The sequence below is a fragment of the Pseudoalteromonas sp. TB41 genome, from assembly GCF_000497975.1.
GTDB lineage: Bacteria > Pseudomonadota > Gammaproteobacteria > Enterobacterales > Alteromonadaceae > Pseudoalteromonas > Pseudoalteromonas tetraodonis.
In genome coordinates this window covers 53,123-78,028 of record NZ_AUTH01000046.1, presented here as the reverse complement: position 1 = coordinate 78,028, position 24,906 = coordinate 53,123, and the positions used below count along the sequence as shown (strand labels likewise).

The following is a 24,906-nucleotide window of genomic DNA, read 5'->3' as shown; positions in this document are numbered from 1 at the left end:
ACCACCGAGATGTATGGACTCCCCTCCCATCGAGGGGTAACGTAATAAGTGACAAAACTTTTACTAAAGGAGTCCATACATGATGAATCTTAACGTTATTGCGATTGATTTAGCAAAAAATAATTATCAAGTTTGTAAAATAGGTCAAGATCGACAGGTTATATACAACAAAGAAGTATCGCGACAAAAGCTACTTCAATTATTGGCGTCAGAAAAGCAGTCATTAGTGGCGATGGAGTCATGTGGTGGCACGCATTATTGGGCAAGAAAAGCGAAAGAGGCAGGCCATACAGTTAAGCCAATGTCTGCACGGGTTGTAAAAGCATTTAGACAAGGCCAAAAAACGGATGCGAATGATGCTTTAGCTATTGGTATTGCAGCTCAACAACCAACAGTTAAACCGAGTAGATTATTAAGCATAAATGAGCAGTGCTTACAAGCCATGTCAGCAATGAGAGAGCACTTTGTAAAGCAAAAAGTAGCCTTGGGGAATCTGCAACGAGGTTGCTTGTTGGAACTTGGTATCCCAATAGCTAAATCAGATAATAAGTTGATTGATGCAGTGGAAAGTCTGCTCGAAGATACAAATTTAGATGTACCTATGGCATTTAGAGCGTCTCTAAAAATAATGAATGAACAATTCAAAAGTGTTATGAAAGAAATTAGAGAGCTAGAAAAGCTCATTGAAGAAGAAATCAAAAATGATGAGGTATGCGAGCGACTTCAAAAACTGGAAGGTGTTGGGCCTGTAGGTTCAATGATGTTGAAAGTTTACTTTAGTTGTATAGAACACTTTAAAAATGGGCGGGAAGCATCAGCCTGCGCTGGTTTAACGCCAGTTCAGCATAGCTCTGGTGGCAAAGAAAGAATTGGCTCAATTTCAAGAACATCGGCAAATAAAAAGTTACGTAGCACGTTATATCAAGGTGCACTAGCTGTTGTCACACATGTTGTAAAAAGAGCGAGCCGTACAGAAAAAGACGAATGGCTTAAAAAGTTAATTGCAAGGCGTGGTAAAAAAGTGGCAGCGATAGCATTGGCTAATAAAACAATCAGAACCGCATTTGCAATGCTAAAGAAAAACGAATGTTATCAGCCAACGTTATTAACGGCTTAAATTTTTGTCAACAAAGAGCGTTTAAAATCAGGGTAAGACTGACCTTTAAGAGACTGTTCCGTGCCTAGGTATAAAATACCGCCACCGAGAAAAGTCATAAAGGGGCGAATACATTAAAGTGACCAGGGGTAGCTCCCCAAATAGAGTCCGTATATAAGCCAGCATCTAATCTTTATTTAATAAATACTTCGTTGACAAAAAACGGGGAGTCCATATAAGGCGCGAGACAGGTTGCATCGCCTTTTCTAGATTAACGGTTTGCCCTAATGCGTAATGTGCAAATCCCGTTAAGCTAATCGTTTCATTTGATAAGTCAGCACTAAAGCCATCAATATGCTTATCAACAACCGTCAGGCAGACACCATTAGTTGCAATACTGTCACCTAACTTAACATCACTCATATCAAGGTTTTTACTTTGGATACGAATAGCTAAATCACCTTGTTTTTTTTGTAATAACGCAATTTTACCTGTCGCTTCAACTATTCCAGTAAACATAGTGCTACTCTTTATATAAAATGATTAATGAGCTTTTTTTAGTGCTGTGATACGTAAATCATCACCAATTGGCACACACTCATTAAAAGTTAAATTAATGGTATTTTGCATACTCATTAACTCTGGGAAATTCAGTAAACTTTTAGCATCGCAGCCCATTAATTTAGGGGCAATGTAAAAAACAAACTCATCAATTAAATCAAGTTCTGTCATTTTGCCAGCCAGTGTTGCTCCGGCCTCTAGCCACACATTATTAAACTGCAATTGGGCTAGCGTGTTTAACACGGCCAGTAAATCTACTTTATTATTATTTTCAGGTACTTCAATCTGTTTAACAAAATGAGGCCACTGATGCGATTTATCAACCTTGGTGGTAAATATTATCACCTCACTTTGAATTGAAAATAAGGCAAGATCAGGGGTAAGTCTATTTTGTGAGTCAATAACAACGCGAACCGGTTGGCGCAGTGGTAAATCAGTTGGTAAAGAATACGGTAACTCTTCTGGGCGCACATTTAATTTTGCATCATCCATTAATACCGTATCGGCACCGGTTAAAATTGCACAGTTTTGTGCTCGGTATAGTTGCACATCTTGGCGCGCAGCGGGGCCTGTTATCCATTTACTTTGGCCGTTTTTAAGCGCCGTTTTACCATCAATACTGGCGGCCATTTTGCAAGTCACAAAGGGTAACCCCTGCTCCATGCGCTTAAAAAACCCAAGGTTTAATGCGCGAGCTTGCGCTTCAAGTAATCCGTGAGCAACTTCTATACCAGCATCCGCTAAAATTTTCAGACCTTTGCCTGCAACTTGCGGGTTGCTGTCAACCATTGCGGCAATCACTTTTTTAACACCGGCTACTTTTAGCCCTTCAGCACATGGCGGTGTTCGACCATAATGACTGCAAGGCTCAAGTGTTACATAAGCGGTTGCGCCTTTTGCATTTTCGCCAGCCATAGCCAGTGCGTTTACCTCTGCATGACCTTGGCCCGCTAACCGATGAAATCCTTCACCTATTACTTTATTATTCTTTACGAGTACGCAGCCAACATTAGGATTAGGAGTGGTGGTAAAGCGCCCTTTTTTTGCCAGTTCAATAGCGCGGGCCATGTAGCGTTTATCATCCTCTGAAAACGAACTTTGCTTGGTCATTACTATTCCCCTAAGCGGGCTATTTCTTCACCAAATTCGCGTATATCTTCAAACGAGCGATACACAGAGGCAAATCTTACATAAGCCACTTTATCTAACTTTTTAAGCGCTTCCATAATGCACTCACCCACCAAATGGCTAGACACCTCGCGTTCGCCAGTGGCACGTAACTGCGACTTAATAATATTAACCACTTCATCAACTTGCTCAGTGCTTACGGGGCGTTTTTCGAGGGCGCGAGTTAAGCCATTTAGTAACTTATCTTCATTAAACGGTTCGCGGCTGCCATCTTGCTTGATGACCCGTGGCATCACTAATTCAGCCCCTTCAAAGGTGGTAAATCGTTCGTGGCATTCATTACATTCACGACGTCTACGTACTTGGTGTCCCCCACCTACAAGGCGAGAATCAATAACTTTAGTATCTTTGGCGGTGCAAAAAGGGCAATGCATAACTGTGTGTTTCCGTTTTAAAAACAAAAAATGGCCGCTATCATAGCGGCCATTATCATAACAAAAATGTGTGCAGTTGTGATCTAAATTACTATTTTACTCTTGGATTAAGCGTAAACAGGTAATTTTGCACAAATTGCTTTCACTTTTTCTTTTACTTGCGCTTGTACTGACTCATCTTCGATGTTGTCTAGTACATCACAGATCCAGCCCGCTAACTCTTTTGATTCAGCTTCTTTAAAGCCACGACGAGTGATTGCTGGTGAACCAATACGCAGACCAGAGGTAACAAATGGTGAACGTGGATCGTTCGGTACTGAGTTTTTGTTAACCGTGATATTCGCATTACCTAGGGCAGCATCTGCATCTTTACCTGTGATATCTTTGTCGATTAAATCAAGTAAGAATAAGTGGTTGTCAGTTTTACCCGATACTACTTTGTAGCCGCGCTCTTGTAATACCGCAACCATTGCTTGTGCATTTTTAACAACTTGTGCTTGGTATGTTTTAAACTCAGGTTGAAGTGCTTCTTTAAATGCAACCGCTTTAGCAGCAATAACATGACATAAAGGACCACCTTGGCCACCTGGGAAAACAGCGCTGTTTAGCTTTTTGTAAATTTCTTCATCGCCACACGCAGAGATGATTAAACCACCGCGAGGACCCGCTAATGTTTTGTGTGTTGTGGTTGTTACAACGTGAGCAAATGGCACTGGGCTTGGGTAAACACCCGCAGCAATTAAACCTGCAACGTGCGCCATATCAACAAATAAGTAAGCACCTACTTTGTCTGCAATTTCACGGAACTTAGCCCAATCAACAATACCTGAGTATGCAGAAAAACCAGCAATGATCATTTTTGGTTTGTGCTCAAGTGCTAACGCTTCAACTTGTGCGTAATCAATTTCGCCAGTTTCTTCGTTAAGGCCATACTGAATTGCGTTGTATGTTTTACCAGAGAAGTTAACGTGTGAGCCGTGCGTTAAATGACCACCGTGCGCTAGGCTCATGCCTAATACAGTATCAAGTGGGCTTAAAAGAGCTTGGAAAACAGCAGCATTCGCTTGTGAACCGGCATGAGGCTGTACGTTTGCGTAATCTGTACCAAATAATTCATTTGCGCGGTCAATAGCAAGTTGCTCAACCACGTCTACGTGCTCACAGCCACCGTAGTAACGTTTGCCCGGGTAACCTTCAGCGTATTTGTTAGTCAGCTGAGAACCCTGCGCTTCAAGTACGCGTGGGCTACAGTAGTTTTCAGATGCAATTAACTCAATATGCTCTTCCTGACGTGATGTTTCTTTGCTCATCGCGTCAAATAACTCTGGATCAAAGTCCGAAATATTCATGCTACGTTCTAACATTGGGGTCTCCTGGGCAACGTGTATGGGTATTTTTTAGAGGCTTTATTGTACGCTTAAAACGACGTTTTGCCTACGCTCTTAAGTTGAGGATATTTAAACAGGGATTGAAACTATTTCACAGCATTTTGATGATGATATTTTTTTATAAACTAATAACAATTTTAAATGAATTTTATTTACTACATTTATATAGCTTATGCGTTATGTCTAAAGCGATGCATAAATAAACAAAAAAAGCGGCCTAAGCCGCTTTTATTATCTGCCTTTTTTAGGCAAGCTTTTTAAACAATTCTGTACGCAAAACATCATAATCGTTGTGCATATCAGTGGCTAAACACGGTTTTGCTAATGCATCAGCTAACGGCTTTGGCATATCTAATTCAACATTAAGGATATCCTCAACGCTGTCTTTAAATTTGGCCGGATGCGCAGTCGCTAAAAAAATCCCCACAGCATCTGCCGCCTTATTTTCTACAAGACCTTGGTAAGCAATTGCGGTGTGAGGCTCTGCAATATAGCCAAGCTGTTGAATTTTTTTCATCACTGTTTGTGTTTGCTGCTCATCAACACTCACCGAATAAAAGTTATCATAACTAAACCAGTTATTATCTAACATTGATTGCACACGTGGCCAGTTATTAGGTTTACTCACATCCATTGCATTTGAAAGCGATTCAATTGTCGCATTAGGCGTCCAATTTTTATCAAGCATAAAGCGCGGTACTGTGTCGTTTTGGTTTGTAGTCGCACTTAGTTTACCAACTGGCATACCAATAACAGCGCCAATCATAGCCGCACACACATTACCAAAGTTACCACTCGGTACTGAAATATGCGCTGTAGCACGCTTTTCTTTTGGCAGCTGTGCAATGGCTTCAAAGTAATAACACACCTGCGCGACTAAACGGCTAATATTAATTGAATTTGCTGAGTTTAAACCTAACTTCGATTTTAGCTCTTCATCTAAAAATGACTTTTTAACCAACTCTTGGCAATCATCAAAACTACCCTCAATCGCATAACAATGAATGTTGTCACCAAGCGTTGTAAATAACTTTTGCTGCGCTAATGAAATTTTACCTTTAGGGTATAAAATAACGACATCAATATTTGGTTTGTTATAAAAAGCATGCGCTACGGCAGCCCCGGTATCACCCGATGTTGCAGTTAAAATAGTGACTTTTTCACCTTGATTAAATTGCGCCAAGCACTCGGCCATAAAACGGCCACCAAAATCTTTAAATGCCAGTGTTGGCCCGTGAAATAACTCTAAGCAATAGGTATTATCTTCAACTTCCACCAGCTTAACCGGAAAGTTAAACGCATTCTTAACCATCTGGGCAACAGTATCACTTGGTAGCTCGTCACCAATAAGGTGCGATAAAATTTTGCCGCTGCGAGTAATAAAGTCCATATCTAGTAATGCATCAACATCACTTAATGGCGCTAACGACTCTGGAAAAAACACACCTTGATTACGCCCTAGTCCTGTTTTTACAGCTTCAACAAACGACACTTTTTGTGAATATTCTTTTAAATTATGTAATTGCATGACTCTTTTTCCTATAAAACATTTAATTGACGCGTGCCGTCGTTATCTAATTTACAAATATGACAAAAGCCTTGTTCGTTGATGTAATTTTCCTCTAGCCACTGCGCGCATTGCTCTGCCGCTTCAAGCGTTTTACATACACTAAACAAGGTCGGCCCTGCGCCTGAAATACTCACAACTTCAGCACCCAGTGCTGGTAAGCTTGCTTTGGCATCACTAAAGCCGCTTATAAGTGGCGCACGGTATGGCTCTGCTATTTCGTCTTTCATAATGCTTAATGCATCATCAAAACGCCCTGTTAACAGTAAGCTACTAAACGCCGATAAACGCTGAGCAAACTCAACCCCGGCATGCATACTTAGCTCTTTTGGTAAAACAGAGCGCGCTTTTGCGGTATTGAGCGAAAAGCCCGGAAATGCGGCGACGTAATACCAGTTTTCATCAACAGGTAAAGCAATAGATTTATCAGGAATTAAATCACCGGTTAGCTGTAAGCCGCCTAAATAACACGGTGTGATGTTATCGTAATGGCGCCCCCCACTTACAACGGCTTCAAAATCTGCCATAAGCTCAATGAGCTCTACTTGGCTTAAATTAGTTTTGGCAAATTTATCCAGTGCTGCAAATGTCGCCACCACAGAGCAGGCACTTGAGCCTAATCCCGAACCAATCGGCAAATTTTTCCTAAGTTCGAGCTTTACCGCAGGCATATCAGGCGCAACATGCGCTCTAAAGTGCACTAAACACTGATATGCTAAATTTTCTTGCGCATCACTAGGTAACTTATGTGCGTAGTCGCCAGTACAAATAAATTCATCACTCGATGCGGCACTAACAACCGCCACATCACCTAATAAATCGCCATCAATGGGCGCAAGTGCGGCGCCCAGCGCATCAAAGCCAACGGCAAAATTACCAATAGACGCCGGAGCATATACTTCAATCATGACTGACTCCTAGCGAGATAATGTTTTTAAGATGTCTGCAAATACACCCGCAGCCGTTACTGCAGAGCCTGCCCCATAACCACGAATTACAAACGGACGCGGTTGGTAGTATTGGCTTAAAATAGCCAGCGCATTTTCACCATCACGAATAACATTCAATGCATGTGATGAATCCACGGCTTCGATTCCGACCTTACAGTGACCATTTTTAATTGTGCCTACGTAGCGAAGTACTTTACCTTCACTTGCTGCACTTTGAACACGGTCGTTAAAACCAGCATCTAAGCTAGGTAATTTCGCCATAAACTGCTCAACATTGTCACCTTGGGCAAAACCTGGCGGTAAAACCGACTCCACTTCAATATCGCTAAGCTCTAATTTCATACCGGCTTCACGTGCAATGATCAGTAATTTACGTGCTACGTCAGTTCCCGATAAGTCATCGCGCGGATCGGGCTCTGTAAACCCGCTTTCTTTGGCTTTAATTGTTGCTTCAGAAAGTGATAGACCATCTTCTAGTGCACCAAACATGTATGAAAGCGAGCCTGATAAAATACCACTAAACTCAAGTAACTCATCACCTGCACCAAACAACGATTGCAAGTTATCAATTACAGGTAAACCTGCACCTACGTTAGTTTCGTATAAAAACTTACGATTATTTTTATGTGTTGCTGCAATTAAATCTTGGTAATACGTATATGAACTCGTGGTGGCTTTTTTATTGGCAGCCACGACATGAAAACCTGCATTTAAAAAATCTACATATTGTGCAGCCAAGGCATCTGATGAAGTACAGTCAACTAGCACTGGATTAACTAAATGATTTTGCTTAACAAACTGCTCGACCAGTTTTAAATCAAACGCTTGCTCTGACTGCGCCAGTTTTTGCTGCCAATCATCAAACGCAATCCCCTCACCATCAAGGTGTAATTGACGAGAGTTGGCAACACCATATAGGTTTAATTTAATATTACGCTTTTCAAGCCATGCTTGTTGACGCTCAAGTTGGTTAATTAGCTCTTGGCCGACTAAGCCACAGCCCAATAAAAACACATCAATTGAAGGCACATGAGTAAAGAAGTTTTCATGGCAAATTTTAACCGCGTCATTACATAATTCACCATCAATAACGGCTGAAATAGCACTTTCTGTTGAATCTTGCGCTATGGCAACAATGTTTACTTGCGCTTGTGCAAGCGATGCAAAAAACTTAGCCGCTAACCCCTTATGGGCACGCATGTTATCACCGACTAACGTTACTATTGCTAAATTACGTTGCACATTTACCGGCTCAATGAGCCCCGCTTTTGACTCTAAGTCAAAGGCTACTTGCAACGCACTTAACGCTAGATTTAAATCGCTTTCATGCACACAAAAGCTAATGCTAAATTCACATGATGACTGGGTAATGAGTACAATTGACACGTTATCATGTGCCAATGCATTAAATACCTTAGATGCCATGCCTACTTTACCTTTCATGCCTGGGCCTGAAACGGTTAGCATAGCTAAATTTTGTAGGCTTGAGAGTGCTTTTACTGGTTCATCAGATACCGTATCGTTACTAATTAGCGAGCCTTGCGCATCTGGGTTATGGGTGTTTTTAATTTCGCATGGCACCCCTGCTTTTGCACACGGTAAGATAGTTTTAGGGTGCAATACTTTAGCGCCAAAATAAGAAAGTTCCATCGCTTCTTTATAAGATAGGAAATCAACCTTAGTGGCTTTTTTGATATAACGCGGATCGGCGCTGTATACACCATCAACGTCAGTCCATATTTGGCACACTTGCGCCTCTAAACACGCCGCAGCAATCGCCGCCGAGTAGTCAGATCCATTACGACCAAGCGTTGTGAGCTCCCCTTCATCATTACTTGCAGTAAAACCAGGCATAATGTAAACCGTCGCAGGGGATTCTTTTAACACGGCTTGAAAACGTGCCTTACTGGCCACTAAATCCGCTTCTGCGTCTATGTATCCGCCGGTTGAAACAATACAATCTGTTGCTTGTAAATAATGCGCGTTATGATCGGCTAATAGACTTTGCATTAGCGATACGCTAACACGCTCACCAAAGCTAATAATGAACGCTCTGACCTGATCAGGGCAGCACTTTATCAGTGCAATACCATCAAGCTTATTTTTAAGTTCGTTAAAGTCAGGCCAGTTTTGAACTGCTCCTTGCTTTTCCTCTACCGCTGCTTTGAGCATGTTGCATCGGCTAGTCAGTGAATGCCATTGTTCGCTAAAGTCATGCCCCTGCTCTGCAATACTAGCTAAATTAACTAACGAGTCAGTCATGCCACCTGGGGCTGACAGTACCAGTAACATTTCATCTTTTAATTGTGCCTTAGCGAGTGCAGCAACTTGCTCTAAACAGGCAAAATCAGCGAGCGATGAGCCGCCAAATTTTAATACGCGCATTTTTTATGTTTCCTCATTCCATAAAACGAAAAAAGGCCTGTGTTCTAAGTGAACACAGGCCTTTAAATTTGTTGCACCGACCTATGCCACTATCCAGTAAGAATGGTGGTTGTAATAATAATGGTCGTTACAAGACTAAATGTTTTCATAAGCTTAAGACTGCCTTAACACAGGCTATTCTGTCAACCTTAAATTAGCAGATAAAACAGTCTTTTTCATCATGAATTTTATTAATAAATGCCAAACTTATGCAAAACTGTACTCAGTTGCGTTTTATTAATTGGCTTATGAATAAAATCGATTGCGCCTAGTTGCGCGACACGTGCTTGCATTTTTTGTTGGATATCAGCAGAGATCACTAATACATAAGACTCTATTTTAGAAATTTTGATTTGCTCAAGTACTTCAATACCATCAACTTCAGGCATGGTTAAATCAAGACACAGGAGATCGAAATGCCTTTGACGCAATTGCTCCAACGCCTCTTTACCGTTAGTTGCTTGCTGAATATCGGCATCAATACATTCTTTTAAACAGCGCATTACCTGTTTGCGAGCAACGGTGGAATCATCACAGACTAAAATAGAAAAACGCATCATAATGACTCATTAATTAAACTCATACAAAACACCTAAACCCACTGTAAAATTAGTTGGTTGCCCAATCCGCAACAGTCAAAATTATAACCAAATTAGCAACGAGCAGATTATTTATTGTAACTTTTATTAACGTTATCAATAAAATGCTTAATTGCACAATACAAATTAGGGTCTGTTGATCTTTCAAGGTTGAATTTGCAGCAGTTTGTTTGGTATTTAGGCAAGGCGGAGCCTATGTGGTGTGGTTATTCCCCATAAATAGGCGATAACGTAGCATCAATGCCAAACAGGCGCTGCCCTAAGGGTTCTGCCTAGGGGCGATTTACTCTTTGTTGCTCGGTTTTTACTTAGCCCACTAGGTTACAAACCTCGCGCCGCGATTAAACAGCCCCTAGTTTGAACAAATTCTAATCCGCAAAGATCAACAGACCCTAGTAAATTAACTATTTCCAAGTAAAAAACAGCCTATCCAAACCAACGGTTCTCAAATAGAAACCCAATACATATAGAACAGAATGATTGCTTATTTAACAACGCTAAATAGCAATATTATAAAATATATGTTTATTTTTAATCATTTATTAACTAATGTTTATAAGCGTACATTAACAGTTGAATAATTTAAGGAAATATAAGCCTCCCATGCCGCAAAAAAGTCTTTCAACAAAGTTACTCACTCGGGTTTTATCAGTTTATTTTATACTGACCTTTGTGGTGACCTGCGGGCAAATTTTCGCAGAGTACGTCAATACTAAAGATTACATACGCGATGAACTTGGCACATTACAAAAGACCTTTGGTAGAAGTTTAACCAGAGCAATTTGGGAGCTAAATATAAAGCAAACCACCACAACCGCAGAGGGGTTACTCGATATACCTATGGTTGAGGGGGTTATTATTCGTGACGATAATGGCGCTATTATTTCTCAATTAGGCCGCGCACTAAATATTCACAATCTTTACAGTCAGCAACTTGTGCAAGAAGATGTCATGGTAGAGGACACCAAAGCCGGTTTATTTGGCTATACATTTCCACTTATTTTTGAGTTTTCAGGACGAGCAACGCAAGTAGGCGATGTTACTTTATTTTCTAGTCGCGATGTAATTTTTAGTCGCATTATGCTCTCTATCTACTTTTTGATTGGTAATGCCATGATTAAAACAACTTTTTTAATCATCTTATTTTTAATTGCATTTAGAAAGTTACTCACCGAGCCCCTTACTCAATTAACCGAGCAAATTGAATACCTTGAGTTAGAAGAGCTTGATGGTCAACAGGTTAAAATAGTCACCGATGAAAATAACGAGCTTAAAGTAATGGAACGCTCTTTTAACAATCTGATTTCGAAGGTTGTTGAGTATAAAAAAGAGTTAAAACAAACTCAGCATGACCTAATTGAAAGCAATCAAAAACTGGATCAACAAAACTTACAACTTGAACAGGATGTTGCGCGTAAAACATCAAATTTAAGCCAAGCAATGATCGATCTACAGCAACAAAAATATGAACTAGAGCGACAAAAAGCAGTATTAACAGAAGAAGTCGATTTACGAAAGCAAACCGAACAAGAACTGTTAAGCAAGCAAACTCAGCTGCAAAGCTCGCTCGATGAATTAAGCTTTGCGCAAGAGCAACTGGTTGGCTCAGAAAAAATGGCGGTATTAGGCGGCTTAGTGGCGGGGATCACTCATGAAATTAATACCCCTATTGGTATTGGCGTTACTGCCACCTCTTTTTTACAAGAGCGATTAACCGAAATAGAAACTGCGTATAAAAATAAATCATTATCGTCTGCGGCTTTAGAAGGCTTTATTAATGATGCAGCGCAAAGCGCTCAACTACTCTCTCACAACTTAGAACGTGCCTCAGATTTAATAACCAGCTTTAAACAAATTGCGGTAGATCAGGCCAGTGAAGCTCTAAGAACAATTAATTTTAAAGACTACATCAACGAAGTTATACGCTCTTTGCACCCACAAATTAAAAAAACATCTCACAGCATTCGTCTACATTGCCCAGATGATTTAATTATTAACTTACCTGCGGGAGTCATTAGTCAAATATTTACGAACCTAATTATGAACTCATTAGTGCATGGTTTTGAAAATATAAACAGCGGCCAAATCACCATAGATGTAAATACTGATGAAAACGACCTCATCATTAATTATCAAGATAACGGTTTAGGTTTAAAACCGGCTCAACTAAAGCGTTTATTTGACCCATTTTTTACCACCAAGCGTGATGAGGGTGGCAGCGGCTTAGGTGCCCATATTATTTTTAATTTAGTAAAACAAACGCTCAATGGTAAAATTGAAGTAAGTAGTGAGCCTGGGCAAGGGTTACACTACCGTATTTCGTTCCCTAAAAACATGTCATCTCCCCTGCCACTTTTTAAACTCGATTAAGCTAAATCAGCCGTTTCTAGAAGCGGCTTTTATTGCTATGATTGCACAAATTTTTTAAATGGATCATTCCCCTATGTGGTTTAGTAACCTTATATGCTATCGCTTTAAACAAGACGTTTCATACACACAAGAAGACTTTGATAAGGCATTAGAGCAAGATCTATTTCGTCCTTGTACTGGCCAAGAGTTGGCAACATTTGGTTGGACAAAAGCATTTGGTAAACATGGTGAAACTCTTTCTCATTTCTCACAAAAAAGTATTTTAGTGTGCGCTAAACGTGAAGAAAAAGTATTACCAGCCTCGGTAATAAATGAGCTGGTAGCAGAAAAAGTTGATCAGATTGAAGCCGAAGAAAATCGCCCAGTAAAGAAAAAAGAAAAAGATGAACTAAAAGAAAACATCTTACACACCTTATTGCCACAAGCATTTAAAAAATCGAGCTTGCAGTTTGCTTTTATAGACCAAGAAAATGGGTGGGTGGTAGTTAATAGTGCAAGCTTTAATAAAGCAGAGGAACTACTTGCTCTATTACGTAAATCATTAGGGACATTACCCGTTGTTCCTGCGTTTGCTAATTATGATTTAGACGTATTTTTAACTGACTGGCTTACTAACTTTAGTACTCCAGAGGGCTTTGCAATTGGATCAGACGCTGAACTTGAAGAAGCTGATGACAGTGGTGCTCAGGTAAAACTCAAAGGCCATGACCTATCGTGTGACGAAGTGAAGTCGCACCTTGAAAGTGGTAAGCGCGTTACTAAGCTTGCCCTTGATTGGCAAGAGCGCGTTAAATTTATGCTACAAAACGATGGCTCAATTAAACGTTTAAGCTATTCAGAAACACTTAAAGAAGAAAATGCCGATATTCCTAAAGAAGATATGGCGGTTAAACTAGATGCTGATTTTATTCTTGCATCTGAAGAAATTAAGCAATTGCTAGAAGAGCTTACACAGGGCTTAGGTGATGCTGACGATTTAGCGTAAAAGCTTTATTAAATAGTATTAAAAATAAAAGCACGATATTAATCGTGCTTTTTATTGTTCAAAAACAAGTTATACCAATTACATTAAATTAGTGATCTATTATAGCGACAAAGAAATAAGTCGATAACAAGGCAAAAATTATGATATATAGTTGTTCTATATAAATAATTTTTAACGCAGGTAGCGGATTATTTAATACGCTAGAATAATCATGTTTTTAATAAAATTGGTATTAACTAAACATTTCTTTTACGTCTTCAACCATATGCAAATACTCTTCACTCTCTAACATTTCTAATGAAGAAAATATGCCTTTATCAATATACGTTTGCAGCGCTGCTGACTTATCAGATACTTGTAAGGTTCCCTCAAGGATTGCACCAACACGAATGAAGTCGATATAACTCACCTCAGCAGTACGATGATTCACATCTGCCCAGTGCTGCGCGACCTCAACAAACACATCAGGAAATTCCCACGCTTTCATGATTGAACCACCAATTTTACCACTTAAACGTTGAATCGCATGGGCTAAAAAGCTGGGGCTTGCAAACACTTCAGGGTGACGCTCTGCTTCAGTTAAAATGGGTAACACCCCAATATTATAAACTAATGAAGCTAATGTAATGGCATCGCGATTTAGCGATGTATGGGTATTTCTTTTTAAGTAAAACTCCATTAATGAAATAGAGTGCGAGGCCACATGCAGCGTTTTATGCCACGCCTTTCCCATGTAGCCTTTTATTAACTCGTTGTTAGATACAAATAACTGCTCCATCGCCATGGCTGTGGCAATATTTTTTATTTGCCTAAGCCCAATACGTGTAACGGCTTGGTGCAAGTTAGACACCTTTACAGCTCGGCCCATAATTGCACTATTTGCGACTTTGATCATCCGCGCCGACAATGCAGGATCATGTGCTATCACATCTGACATTTGCATCAAATTAACATCGGGGTTATCTGCGGCTTGGCGAACCTTAATCGCTACCTCAGGTAACGTAGGCAACACCAGTGTGTCGTTGTTAATTCTGTCAACTAAAATAGTGAGTAAGGCATTTTCTGTAGACATAAAATATCCCTTTGCTTAATGACCTACACTTTACAGCAAGTCTTATATTATTAATTATTTCAAAGCTTAGTAGTATTAAACATATACCTAAAATAGAAAGAATTGTAGATAATTATTGATTATTTACCAGCGGCCCCTCATTAGTGCACTCTAACGTCTAATACTTGCTATTTGCTAGTATGTTTTGCTTTAATGCAAGCATGCTAAGGCACACTAATACTCATTCAGTACCTTAACTTACAGTATACAAGTTATAAAATAGACTTTTTAAAGGCAATATAATGATCTTAAATAAAATTAGCCAAGCAATACTGCTCTCTGGCATCGTTTTTCTTAGTGCCTGTTCTGAGCAAGCACCGTCTTCAAACAATACGCCGCAAAGCTCAGCGCCAACGGCTTCTCAAGCGCCTTCAGGGCCAACACTCGTTAATATTGACCGTCAACGCTTAGACATATACACAGACTTTAGCTTACAAAGCGATTTGTCACACTTATCTGAGAACCAAAAAGCCATGGTTGCCAAGCTTATTGATGCTTCAAAAATTATGGACGATTTATTTTGGAAACAAGCATTTGGTGAAGATAAACAAAGCTTTTTAGCACAATTAGATGATGAAAAAGTACGTCAGTTTGCAGATATAAACTACGGCCCATGGGATCGCTTAAATGGCGATGAAGTATTTTTATCTGGCTACAAAGAAAAGCCGCTTGGGGCAGGTTTTTATCCGGCCGACATCACCAAAGAAGAGCTTAATAACGCTGATGTAAAAGATAAAACAGGGCTTTACTCACTTATTAAACGCGATGAACTAGGTAATTTATACAGCACGCCTTATTCAGAAGAATATGCCGTAGAACTTGCCCAAGCAGCTAAGTTACTTAGAGACGCTAGCAAATTAGCTGACGACAAAGAATTTGCCAACTACCTAAACTTACGAGCTGACGCAATACAAAGCGATGATTTCCAAGCCTCTGACTTTGCTTGGATGGATATGAAAAATAATCCTATCGATGTTGTTATTGGCCCAATTGAAAACTACGAAGACCAATTATTTGGTTACCGTGCTGCCTATGAATCGTATGTACTAATTAAAGATTTAAAATGGAGCGAACGCCTGGCTAAATTTGCTGCCTTTTTACCTGAACTACAAAAAGGTTTACCTGTAGATAGCAAGTATAAGCAAGAAGTACCAGGATCAGATGCTGACTTAAATGCCTACGATGTTGTTTATTATGCTGGGCACTCAAATGCCGGCAGTAAAACCATTGCAATTAACTTACCCAATGATGAGCAAGTCCAGCTAGAAAAAGGCACACGTCGCTTACAGCTTAAAAATGCAATGCGAGCGAAGTTTGATAAAATTTTAGTCCCTATCGCAGAGCAGTTAATTGTGCCAGAGCAACGTAAACACATTACCTTTGATGCATTTTTTGCTAACACTATGTTCCATGAAGTAGCTCACGGTTTAGGAATTAAAAACACCATAACGGGTAAAGGTACTGTTCGCCAATCACTTCAAGAGCACGCTAGCGCCTTGGAAGAAGGTAAAGCCGATATTCTTGGTTTATACATGGTTGAACAGTTACTTAAAAAAGGGGAAATCACTGAAGGGACGTTAGAAGATTACTACACCACTTTTATGGCGGGTATTTTCCGCTCAGTGCGCTTTGGTGCTTCAAGTGCACATGGTAAAGCAAATATGATCCGCTTTAACTTTTTTGCTCAAGAAGGTGCCTTCTCTAAAAATGAAGACGGCTTGTATAGCATTAACATGGATAAAATGGGCGACGCTATGGCTAAATTATCGCGCCTTATTTTAACCCTGCAAGGTGACGGTGATTACGAAAAAGTTGATCAACTGATTGCAACTCATGGCGATATTAAAGCGGAACTAGCTAAAGATTTAGAAAAGTTAAGCAAAGCGAACATCCCTGTAGATGTAACCTTCAAACAAGGTAAAGATGTACTTGGCCTTAATTAATATGCGCTAAATTAGCTCACATAAAAAAAGCGTTACACTGTAACGCTTTTTTTATTATTTGAATTATTTATCACTCATCACTTTACGAACAACCGGCTCAAGGCTTGCCATTCCCCACTGCTTACCGGTTTCAACCGCAGACTCTATATCTGCACCTTGTTGATGGGCTGAAATAGCCATTAGCGCACCAACACGATTACTGCTCGCACAATGAACAACCACTGACTCACCTTTAAGTTCTTCTAAAAGGCTAGCTAATCTTTTTGCATTGTCGATGTTTACATCTTGTGCACCTGCAATCTCAATTGCGTGGTAATTCATTCCTAAAGAATTGACTAACGCGCCTTCATCCCAGTCTTGCTCATCTGCTGCACGTAAATTAATAACGTGCTTCACCTTAGCTTGCGATAGTTGCTTAAACTGCTCATCAGTCGGTTGCGCTGCTGAAAAAACTAAGTTGTTATGTGCTGCAAAGTTTTTAATATTAGCGTTATTTACCACATCTACAGCTACTGGCTGCTCGCCCGCTATCAATGCTGACACTGCAATGGCTGCAATAAATACACTTGTACAGAGTTGTTTGATTAATTTCATACTATCCCCTCAAAGTAACTCATTTTGATTTTTAAAAATGCGCTTTTAATTGCCCTATCTGCTCATGAGTATAAGGCACACTCGGAAACTTGCCCCATACCGGCGCAGGCCACGCAATATCTGTTTTAAAACGCGCGATATGATGAATATGTAGTTGTGGCACCATATTACCCAACGCGGCTACATTTAACTTATCAGGATTAAACACCTCCATTAACAAATGACTGAGTTTCGCTGACTCGTGTAAATAAGTAATTTGTTGCTGCTCGGTTAAATCAATAATCTCTTTTAAGCCCGCTATTCTGGGGACCAATACAAACCAAGGATATTGGCTGTCGTTTAATAGTAACACCTTACAAAGTGGCCAATCAGCCAGTTCAATACAATCTCTTTTCAGTTCAGGTGCTAAGGTAAATGATGTTTTGCTCATGTTAAAGTCCTTAGATTATTTTACCGCACACTTTATAGCATTTAGTTGCAGTTGCACACGCTTGTGCTTTACCATCGAGATAATTTTATGTAAGTAAAGGCAATCCTGTGTTAAAAAAACTAAAACACCTCTCACTGGCAATTCCCCTACTCGCGGGCGCATTAAGCGCAGAAGCTGAGCCGCTAACGCTTGAGCGTATATTTGATGATCCGAGCTTAGCAGGCAAATCTCCGGTACAACTTAAGTTTTCGCCTGATGGTAGCCGGGTTACCTACTTACAAGGTAAAACCGATGACTATAACCGCTACGATTTATGGGAATATAATTTAAAAGATAATACCAACCGGTTGTTAGTTAATTCGGCGCAGTTATTTTCAGGCCCAGAAAATCTCTCCGATGAAGAAAAAGCACGCCGCGAACGCCAACGTATTTTTGGAAAAGGTATCCTTGAATATAAATGGTCAAAAGATGGGAAAGCACTGTTATTCCCTCTTAATGGCGATCTTTATTACTATGACTTAGATGCTAAAAATAGTAAAAAGCTGACTAACACAGACGCATTTGAAACCGATGCGCGTTTTTCTCCAAAAGGAAATTTCGTATCCTTTATCCGAGAGCAAAACCTATATGCACTAGAGCTGGCTTCAGGTAAAGAAATTCAGTTAAGTAAAGATGGCGGTGGCGTAATTAAAAACGGCATGGCCGAATTTGTGGCGCAAGAAGAAATGAGCCGTATGACCGGTTATTGGTGGGCAAATGATGAATCTAAAATCGCCTTTACTCGCGTTGATGAAAGCCCTGTTCAAGAAGCGATTCGTAACGAAATTTATGCTGATGAAGTAAAACTATTTAACCAGCGTTATCCATTTACTGGCACCAATAATGTTGACATTCAACTTGGGGTGGTAAAGCTTAATGATCAAGCAGTTGACTGGATTGACTTAGGCGACGATAAAGATATTTATATTGCCCGCGCTAAGTGGCTAAACGACAGCAATACGCTCTCTTATCAATGGCAAAACCGCTCGCAACATAACTTAGAACTACGTTTTTACAACACTAAAACAAAACAGCAAACCGTTGCTTTAACTGAAAAAAGTGATACCTGGATCAACTTGCATTTTGACCTTGAATTTTTAAAAGATAAAAAGCATTTTGTATGGGCCTCAGAGCGCGATGGATTTAAGCACCTTTATTTATATCGTAATAACGGCCAACTTATCCGCCAGATTACCGCAGGTGATTGGGTCGTAGATAGCCTAAAAGGGATAGATGAAAAAAATGGCGTTGTTTACTTTGCTGCACGTAAAGATACCCCGCTAGAGAGCCATTTATACAGTGCGCCTTTATTTAAAAAAGGGGCTATGAAGCGCATTACTGAAAAAGGCCAATACCATAATGTCGTTCTAGCGAAAGATAATAAAACTTTCATTGATAATAGCTCATCGGTTAATAAGCCAAATTCAGCTGCACTGCGCAAAATTAATGGTGAGTTTATTACGTGGCTTGAAGAGAATAAGCTTGATGACTCTCACCCACTTACCCCGTATCTAACTGATTTAGCCCAGCCCGAATACGGAACAATTACCGCTGAAGACGGCCAAATTATGCATTACCGTTTATTTAAACCAGCAAACATGGCAAAGGGTAAAAAGCATCCGGTTATTGTCAACGTTTACGGTGGTCCTCATGCTCAGCGAGTAACCAATAGCTGGCGCAGCAAAAACTTATACTTTCAATACATGGCGCAACAAGGTTATGTAATTTTTCAACTCGATAACCGAGGATCTTACAATCGCGGTAAAAAGTTTGAAGATGCAATTTATAAGCACTTAGGCGTTGTAGAAGTGGCGGATCAAATTAAAGGCGTTGAGTTTTTACGTACCCTTGATTACGTAGACCCTGCTCGCATTGGTATTTATGGCCACAGCTATGGCGGTTATATGGCGCTGATGACTATGTTTAAAGCAGGCGATTACTTTAGCGCGGGTGTATCTGGTGCTCCGGTTACCGACTGGGCTCTATACGACACCCATTACACCGAGCGCTATTTGGGTCACCCAGATACTAATGCCCAAGGCTATATCGACAGTGCTGTGTTCCCATACGCTGAAGGCTTAAAAGGCCCATTAATGATTTACCATGGCATGGCCGATGACAACGTATTATTTACCCATGCCACTAAATTGTTTAAACAGCTGCAAGATAACAATCAACAGTTTGAAATGATGACTTACCCGGGCTCAAAACATAGCCTTCGCGGTAAACAAGTTCAAACTCATTTACATCAAACTATTACAAACTTCTTTAACCGTAATTTTAATACAAAGTAACTAAAACTGGGTTAATTATTCGACTAAAGGCTGATACAAGTATCAGCCTTTTTTTATGCAGATAAGCTATATTGAAACGTCAACAAACAATAATTAAATTCATTATAAGCACCCGTTAAGTAAAAGTTCGGCCTATCCTTTTTATTGTATTTACGCATACTAGTTAATAAAGAGAGTATTAAAAATACAATATAAGGAAAATAAAACCGTATTAGCCTATATTTTAACTATGCTTATTTAAGAGAAATAATGCTCTAATACGGGAACATGCATATGCCAAACCTCCGTCGTTTTACTATATTTCAACGTTTAGCCATTTTAGTAGGAATTGTAATTTTTGGTTTAATTGTATTGAGTATTTCAAGTTTAAGTAATCAATATAAATCGCTTAAAAATGAGCAATATCTAAAAACTAAAAATGTGGTGGAAACTGCTTATAGCATCATTACACACTACGCAGCGCTTGAACAAAGTCAAACACTCACTCGTGCACAAGCACAATCTCAAGCGATGGCCTCAATACGCTCATTGCGTTACGATGATACTAACTATTTTTGGATCAACAATTATCAGCCAGCCATGGTAATGCACCCAATTAAACCAGCCCTTGAAGGGAAAGATTTAACGAATAATAAAGACCCTGATGGCACCCCTTTATTTGTTGAAATGGTTGATGTTGTTAAAAAATCCGGCGAAGGCTATGTGCCTTACAAGTGGCCAAAACCCAGCAGCGACAAACCCGTAGATAAAATTGCGTATGTAAAAGGCTTTAATCAATGGCAATGGATCATCGGCTCGGGCGTTTACCTTGATACCATAGACAACACCTTTTCGCAGCAACGTACTATTATCGTTATCAATGTAATGATTATGATCGTCGTTGTCGTACTTTTTAGCTACTTTATTGGTCGCAGTATTTTAACGCCGACTCGTTTAGCAGCAGAAATGATGAAAGATATCTCTCAAGGTGAGGGGGATTTAACCCGTACTCTCAACGAAAATGGCAATGATGAAATATCTCAGCTGTCGCGGTCATTTAACTTGTTTGTCTCTAAAATTAGGGAGTCTTTGGTGCTGGTTGCCAAAAGCGCAAACGATGTAAACGAGCATGCCCATGCAGTCGATGATTCTAGCAAAACCAGCCAGTCGTTTATTGAGCTTCAAAACGACAGTAGCACCCAAGTAGCCGCGGCAATGGAGCAAATGACTCATCAAATTCATGATGTTAGCCGTAATGCCGAAGCTGCTGAGCAAGCCGCAAATGATGCTGCTAGTAATGCATCAACGGGTAAAAATGTAGTGTCGAAAACCATTACCGCCATTGAAACCCTCTCTAGTAATATAGAAACCGTGAGCAAAGTGACCGCCGACCTTGCTCAAGAGAGTAATAATATTGGCTCGGTACTTGATGTTATTAGAAGCATTGCTGAACAAACCAATCTGTTAGCGCTAAACGCAGCTATTGAAGCAGCAAGAGCAGGTGAACATGGAAGAGGCTTTGCAGTTGTAGCCGACGAAGTAAGAACACTTGCCAGCCGGACAGGTAAAAGCACTGATGAGATTCAAGCTATGATAGCTAAGCTGCAAGAAGGGGCTAAAGCTGCAGTTGAAGCGGTAAAATCTAGCCAAGAGATTTCTATTTCTACGGTTGAACAAGCCTCTTCAGCTAATGAATCACTTGATGAAATAGACAGGCTGGTATCGGTGATCACCGATATGAACGGCCAAATTGCTCGCGCCACAGAGCAGCAAACATCAGCCGCAGACGAGGTGAATTTAAGAATTAACGATTTATCACAATCTACTGAGCAATCATTGGGTAACACCAAAGATTTAACTCGCGCTAGCGACAAACTCAAACAAAGCAGTGTTGAGTTATCAAGCGTGGTATCGCGCTTTAAGCTTAGTTAACCTTAACTCCGGGTAATAAATATCTTCCACCAATTAAAAAGCCCTGATTTTCAGGGCTTTTTAGGATTATTTATAGAAAATTATAAACAATAGCGGGCAAATAAACTGCTAACTGCCGCTGCAGTTGGTTTACCATGTTGCCAGTCGCCGCCTTCAACGCCACTACCAGCAATATCCATATGTACATAAGGAAGTGGTAAAGTAGATTCACTGCCATGCTTATCTAATCCACCTACCACAGCTAAAAATGCCATAGGGAATTGATGGCCGCGCGCAGTGACAGCAGAAGCCACATTATTACTAGAAAGCACATCGTCAGCTAAAGTGCGTGGTTTTATAAAATCATAATCTTCACGGCGTGAACGCGACACTTCAGCACCGTCAGCCCATAAATCACCACAATCGGCTAATTGGCGTGAAATATTAGCACTACGCGCGGGCCCATTCTCAACATATGCGCCATAAGGCCCCATCGCGCGCGCAGCGTGCCCTGTTAAGGTTGCCACTGTAAACAACGTTGGATTTATTTCATTTTTAGCTAAATCTTTCATTTCACTAAGTAAATCCCCCATAGCTAAACGCCCTTCGGCATCGGTATTACCAATACGTACTCGCACACCTTCACGGCTAGTAATTATTTCATCAGGGACAAAACAATCTGAACCAATGGAGTTACGTACAACCGCTAAAAAGGCAATCACTTTAACCCCTTTAGGCTGATAATCGGCTACTGCTTTCATAAATCCAGCAACCGAGGCCGCACCGCCTTTATCGCGGCTCATGCCCGCCATAAAACCACCGACTTTTAAATCTGCACCGCCCGTGTCATAGACTAAACCTTTACCAACAAACATCAGTGTTCGGGTTACTTCGCCCTCAGGCACGTATTCAAGTTTAACAACGCGTGGATGATGGCGCTCTACCGCATACGATGCGCGAGCAACGGTACTTAGCATGGGGTAATGCTTATCAATGGCAGCTAAATCATCAATCACATCAACGCTCACCGCACTGTTTTCAAATAACTCAGTACAATAATCAGCAAAACGTGGGGGGGCCATGCGTTCAGGCTCGGTGCCACATAAATCACGTGCGGCATATTGCCCCGCAGCTAACGCATTGACTGCTTTGATTGTTTGCTCATTGGCATCAATTAAGCCTATTTGAGTAATAGGTTCAATACCTTGACCATGAAACTCACGCGCTTCTAGGGGTTGCCATAATGCTTGGCATGCGCCTAAGTAAGCCACTTCAAGAGCATGTTGATAACGGCTATCCGTATTTAAAGCGGGTAAATAAATAGCAGGGTTAACACTACCTGATGCTTTTGCCTCATTAATGGCTAATTTGGCTGCATCAAAATAACGACGAACGTCGTCATAATCTCTGTTTAAAGGGCCTGTTGGCGCTAACACGACACGTTTACCGGCAATCACTAACAAGGTGACTTGATTGCCTATGCGAGAGTCTACTTGGGCTTGGTCTAAAATTGCATCACGCAGTGGCGTATTTGGTAAATGAGAAAAGTCGTTGCTGATAATAATAAGTGCATCATGCGATGTACAATCTAGGCTTGCACTTACCGGCTTAGCCAGTACTGCTTTTGGATATGCCATAAAAAAGGATCCTGTTAGAAAACGTAGTCCCTATTATTATTTATTTAGCAATTTATAACCAGTGAACTGCGATAACCTGCATATTTACTGGCAACTTGGAGTTACACGTTTTACACATTTAAAATACTGAGCTGTAAATTATGCTCTGGTTGATTTTTAATACCCACGCCAATTCCTAATAAGCGCACCGGTTGTTGTAATCCACGTTGATAGGCTTTGGCGAGTAACTCTTTAAAAATAGCCGTGTTTAATTGATGCGCAGCTTGATCTGCTGAGGTCACTACAAAATTAGCAAATTTAACTTTAACACTTAATTTATTAATTTTATGTTGTAGTTGCTGTTTATTTAATCGAACCACGAGTTCATCTAACAGTTGCGGTAATTGTTCAAGGCATTCATCTAGGCTGTTTTTGTTGTATTCATAAGTATGTTCCACACTCAATGACTTACGTACCCGCTCGGTGGAAACGCGCCCTATATGCTCACCCATGCACTTTTGATATAACGACACACCAAAATTACCCACATGCTGTTGCATCCAATTAGCCCCTTTTTCGCGCACATCTTGCCCCGTGTATAACCCTTTTAAATTAAGCTTTTCTAGAGTTACTTTACCCACCCCTGGAATTTTACCTAATGGCAATTGGGCTAAAAACGAGTCAACCTGCTCAGGCAATACTACAAATTGGCCATTGGGCTTATTTTCATCACTAGCAATTTTGGCTATAAATTTAATTGGGGCAATCCCTGCAGATGCAGTCAGTCCTGTGGTATTAAAAATATCGGTACGAATTTGCTCAGCAATTAACGTTGCACTACCTTTAAAAGCAGTACTATGGCTCACATCTAAATATGCTTCATCAAGCGAAAGAGGTTCTACAAGGTCAGTATAGCGGTTAAAAATGGCGCGGATCTGTGTCGATACTTGTTTATAAACAGCCATTCTGCCAGGCACAATAACTAAGTCAGGGCAAAGCTGTTTGGCATGATAGTTAGACATAGCAGAGCGCACCCCATACTCTCTAGCAATATAGTTAGCGGTAGAGATCACTCCACGGCGACTATTTCCGCCAATTGCCAGCGGTACGCTTGCAAGCTTAGGATTGTCGCGCATTTCTACGGCCGCATAAAAGCAGTCCATATCTATATGAATAAACTTTTTCATCACACAATAACAACTGTTTATTTATACAGCCATTATTGTGGAATCACTTTTAATTAGCAAGCATGTTATTGCTTAAAAAGAGCGTTTACTTTTCTTTGGCTTATTAAAACAATACATCCAAAATAAAATTTCTAAAGAAAAGCCTAATAAAATCAAAACAATTGCCCCAGCCTCATTACCCATAGCGTAACAAGTAAACGACGCTATAAAAACGGTGCATGCCAATAACCAATTAATTATATTCTGCATAGTTATCTCCTTGTGTGTTAATAGTTACTATAGCCATGAATTTAAAGAGGT

19 protein-coding genes and 1 pseudogene are annotated in these 24,906 nt (G+C 40.3%); 6 read left to right on the top strand and 14 right to left on the bottom strand.

The window, feature by feature from the left end; all coding sequences use genetic code 11:
- The first annotated feature begins 79 nt into the window (after window positions 1-79).
- On the top strand, window positions 80-1,117 hold the full coding sequence (locus tag L641_RS0107335; RefSeq protein WP_024600855.1) for an IS110 family transposase: 1,038 nt from the start codon (window positions 80-82) through the stop codon (window positions 1,115-1,117).
- A 168-nt stretch (window positions 1,118-1,285) separates the two neighbouring features.
- On the opposite strand, the pseudogene L641_RS0107330 reads toward L641_RS0107335, so the two are convergent.
- From L641_RS0107330 to L641_RS0107295, 8 genes and pseudogenes are all read right to left on the bottom strand, one after another.
- Window positions 1,286-1,615 (bottom strand): annotated as a pseudogene (locus tag L641_RS0107330) (hypothetical protein); the annotation flags it as partial.
- A gap of 24 nt (window positions 1,616-1,639) precedes the next feature.
- Entirely contained in the window at window positions 1,640-2,767 is a 1,128-nt protein-coding gene (gene ribD / locus L641_RS0107325; RefSeq protein WP_024601559.1) for a bifunctional diaminohydroxyphosphoribosylaminopyrimidine deaminase/5-amino-6-(5-phosphoribosylamino)uracil reductase RibD, read from the bottom strand.
- A gap of 2 nt (window positions 2,768-2,769) precedes the next feature.
- Window positions 2,770-3,219 carry a transcriptional regulator NrdR gene (gene nrdR / locus L641_RS0107320; RefSeq protein WP_010390928.1) on the bottom strand — a complete coding sequence of 150 codons (450 nt, stop codon included), beginning with the start codon at window positions 3,217-3,219 and terminating at the stop codon, window positions 2,770-2,772.
- Window positions 3,220-3,326: 107 nt separating this feature from the next.
- Window positions 3,327-4,583 (bottom strand): serine hydroxymethyltransferase, encoded by a 1,257-nt coding sequence (gene glyA / locus L641_RS0107315; RefSeq protein WP_013464229.1) that lies wholly within the window; start codon window positions 4,581-4,583, stop codon window positions 3,327-3,329.
- 268 nt (window positions 4,584-4,851) lie between these two features.
- Window positions 4,852-6,135, bottom strand: a complete 1,284-nt coding sequence (gene thrC, locus L641_RS0107310; RefSeq protein WP_024601558.1) for a threonine synthase — start codon at window positions 6,133-6,135, stop codon at window positions 4,852-4,854.
- Between the two features lie 11 nt (window positions 6,136-6,146).
- Window positions 6,147-7,082, bottom strand: a complete 936-nt coding sequence (gene thrB, locus L641_RS0107305; protein WP_024601557.1) for a homoserine kinase — start codon at window positions 7,080-7,082, stop codon at window positions 6,147-6,149.
- Between the two features lie 9 nt (window positions 7,083-7,091).
- The gene (gene thrA / locus L641_RS0107300) at window positions 7,092-9,509 is read right to left on the bottom strand and encodes a bifunctional aspartate kinase/homoserine dehydrogenase I (protein WP_024601556.1); all 2,418 of its coding nucleotides are present in this window, start codon (window positions 9,507-9,509) and stop codon (window positions 7,092-7,094) included.
- A 230-nt stretch (window positions 9,510-9,739) separates the two neighbouring features.
- Entirely contained in the window at window positions 9,740-10,108 is a 369-nt protein-coding gene (locus L641_RS0107295; RefSeq protein WP_024601555.1) for a response regulator, read from the bottom strand.
- 642 nt (window positions 10,109-10,750) lie between these two features.
- On the opposite strand from L641_RS0107295, the gene L641_RS0107290 reads away from it, so the two are divergent.
- Complete coding sequence (locus L641_RS0107290; RefSeq protein WP_013464224.1) at window positions 10,751-12,517, top strand: ATP-binding protein; 1,767 nt, start codon at window positions 10,751-10,753, stop codon at window positions 12,515-12,517.
- Window positions 12,518-12,590: 73 nt separating this feature from the next.
- A complete protein-coding gene (gene rdgC / locus L641_RS0107285; protein WP_008111993.1) occupies window positions 12,591-13,502 on the top strand; it encodes a recombination-associated protein RdgC in 912 nt (303 codons plus the stop codon).
- A gap of 232 nt (window positions 13,503-13,734) precedes the next feature.
- Here rdgC and L641_RS0107280 read toward each other — a convergent pair whose 3' ends face one another.
- Window positions 13,735-14,574, bottom strand: a complete 840-nt coding sequence (locus L641_RS0107280; RefSeq protein ID WP_024601554.1) for an HDOD domain-containing protein — start codon at window positions 14,572-14,574, stop codon at window positions 13,735-13,737.
- Between the two features lie 281 nt (window positions 14,575-14,855).
- Between L641_RS0107280 and L641_RS0107275 the strand changes: the two genes are divergently transcribed.
- The gene (locus L641_RS0107275) at window positions 14,856-16,556 is read left to right on the top strand and encodes a hypothetical protein (RefSeq protein WP_013464222.1); all 1,701 of its coding nucleotides are present in this window, start codon (window positions 14,856-14,858) and stop codon (window positions 16,554-16,556) included.
- Between the two features lie 63 nt (window positions 16,557-16,619).
- Here the strand turns inward: L641_RS0107275 and L641_RS0107270 are convergent, their stop codons facing one another.
- Window positions 16,620-17,150 carry a hypothetical protein gene (locus tag L641_RS0107270; RefSeq protein WP_024601553.1) on the bottom strand — a complete coding sequence of 177 codons (531 nt, stop codon included), beginning with the start codon at window positions 17,148-17,150 and terminating at the stop codon, window positions 16,620-16,622.
- A gap of 31 nt (window positions 17,151-17,181) precedes the next feature.
- Window positions 17,182-17,580: an HIT family protein gene (locus L641_RS0107265; protein WP_024601552.1), complete on the bottom strand. Its 399-nt coding sequence runs from the start codon at window positions 17,578-17,580 to the stop codon at window positions 17,182-17,184.
- A gap of 107 nt (window positions 17,581-17,687) precedes the next feature.
- Here L641_RS0107265 and L641_RS0107260 point away from each other — a divergent pair, with 107 nt between their 5' ends.
- Window positions 17,688-19,913, top strand: a complete 2,226-nt coding sequence (locus tag L641_RS0107260) for a DPP IV N-terminal domain-containing protein (RefSeq protein ID WP_024601551.1) — start codon at window positions 17,688-17,690, stop codon at window positions 19,911-19,913.
- 273 nt (window positions 19,914-20,186) lie between these two features.
- Complete coding sequence (locus tag L641_RS0107255) at window positions 20,187-21,824, top strand: methyl-accepting chemotaxis protein (protein WP_024601550.1); 1,638 nt, start codon at window positions 20,187-20,189, stop codon at window positions 21,822-21,824.
- Between the two features lie 80 nt (window positions 21,825-21,904).
- Here the strand turns inward: L641_RS0107255 and L641_RS0107250 are convergent, their stop codons facing one another.
- The 3 genes from L641_RS0107250 to L641_RS23375 form a co-directional block, all read right to left on the bottom strand.
- Window positions 21,905-23,440 carry a leucyl aminopeptidase family protein gene (locus tag L641_RS0107250; RefSeq protein ID WP_024601549.1) on the bottom strand — a complete coding sequence of 512 codons (1,536 nt, stop codon included), beginning with the start codon at window positions 23,438-23,440 and terminating at the stop codon, window positions 21,905-21,907.
- 110 nt (window positions 23,441-23,550) lie between these two features.
- Window positions 23,551-24,606 carry a DNA polymerase IV gene (gene dinB / locus L641_RS0107245; protein ID WP_024601548.1) on the bottom strand — a complete coding sequence of 352 codons (1,056 nt, stop codon included), beginning with the start codon at window positions 24,604-24,606 and terminating at the stop codon, window positions 23,551-23,553.
- 72 nt (window positions 24,607-24,678) lie between these two features.
- On the bottom strand, window positions 24,679-24,855 hold the full coding sequence (locus L641_RS23375) for a hypothetical protein (RefSeq protein WP_013464196.1): 177 nt from the start codon (window positions 24,853-24,855) through the stop codon (window positions 24,679-24,681).
- Window positions 24,856-24,906: the final 51 nt, after the last annotated feature.

Coding starts and splice junctions, on each gene's coding strand:
- L641_RS0107280 (WP_024601554.1), bottom strand. CDS start 14,574: ATGTCTACAGAAAATGCCTTACTCACTATTTTAGTTGACAGAATTAAC.
- nrdR (WP_010390928.1), bottom strand. CDS start 3,219: ATGCATTGCCCTTTTTGCACCGCCAAAGATACTAAAGTTATTGATTCT.
- L641_RS0107275 (WP_013464222.1), top strand. CDS start 14,856: ATGATCTTAAATAAAATTAGCCAAGCAATACTGCTCTCTGGCATCGTT.
- ribD (WP_024601559.1), bottom strand. CDS start 2,767: ATGACCAAGCAAAGTTCGTTTTCAGAGGATGATAAACGCTACATGGCC.
- L641_RS0107270 (WP_024601553.1), bottom strand. CDS start 17,150: ATGAAATTAATCAAACAACTCTGTACAAGTGTATTTATTGCAGCCATT.
- glyA (WP_013464229.1), bottom strand. CDS start 4,583: ATGTTAGAACGTAGCATGAATATTTCGGACTTTGATCCAGAGTTATTT.
- L641_RS0107290 (WP_013464224.1), top strand. CDS start 10,751: ATGCCGCAAAAAAGTCTTTCAACAAAGTTACTCACTCGGGTTTTATCA.
- L641_RS0107295 (WP_024601555.1), bottom strand. CDS start 10,108: ATGATGCGTTTTTCTATTTTAGTCTGTGATGATTCCACCGTTGCTCGC.
- dinB (WP_024601548.1), bottom strand. CDS start 24,606: ATGAAAAAGTTTATTCATATAGATATGGACTGCTTTTATGCGGCCGTA.
- L641_RS0107335 (WP_024600855.1), top strand. CDS start 80: ATGATGAATCTTAACGTTATTGCGATTGATTTAGCAAAAAATAATTAT.
- L641_RS0107250 (WP_024601549.1), bottom strand. CDS start 23,440: ATGGCATATCCAAAAGCAGTACTGGCTAAGCCGGTAAGTGCAAGCCTA.
- thrC (WP_024601558.1), bottom strand. CDS start 6,135: ATGCAATTACATAATTTAAAAGAATATTCACAAAAAGTGTCGTTTGTT.
- L641_RS0107265 (WP_024601552.1), bottom strand. CDS start 17,580: ATGAGCAAAACATCATTTACCTTAGCACCTGAACTGAAAAGAGATTGT.
- thrA (WP_024601556.1), bottom strand. CDS start 9,509: ATGCGCGTATTAAAATTTGGCGGCTCATCGCTCGCTGATTTTGCCTGT.
- rdgC (WP_008111993.1), top strand. CDS start 12,591: ATGTGGTTTAGTAACCTTATATGCTATCGCTTTAAACAAGACGTTTCA.
- thrB (WP_024601557.1), bottom strand. CDS start 7,082: ATGATTGAAGTATATGCTCCGGCGTCTATTGGTAATTTTGCCGTTGGC.
- L641_RS23375 (WP_013464196.1), bottom strand. CDS start 24,855: ATGCAGAATATAATTAATTGGTTATTGGCATGCACCGTTTTTATAGCG.
- L641_RS0107255 (WP_024601550.1), top strand. CDS start 20,187: ATGCCAAACCTCCGTCGTTTTACTATATTTCAACGTTTAGCCATTTTA.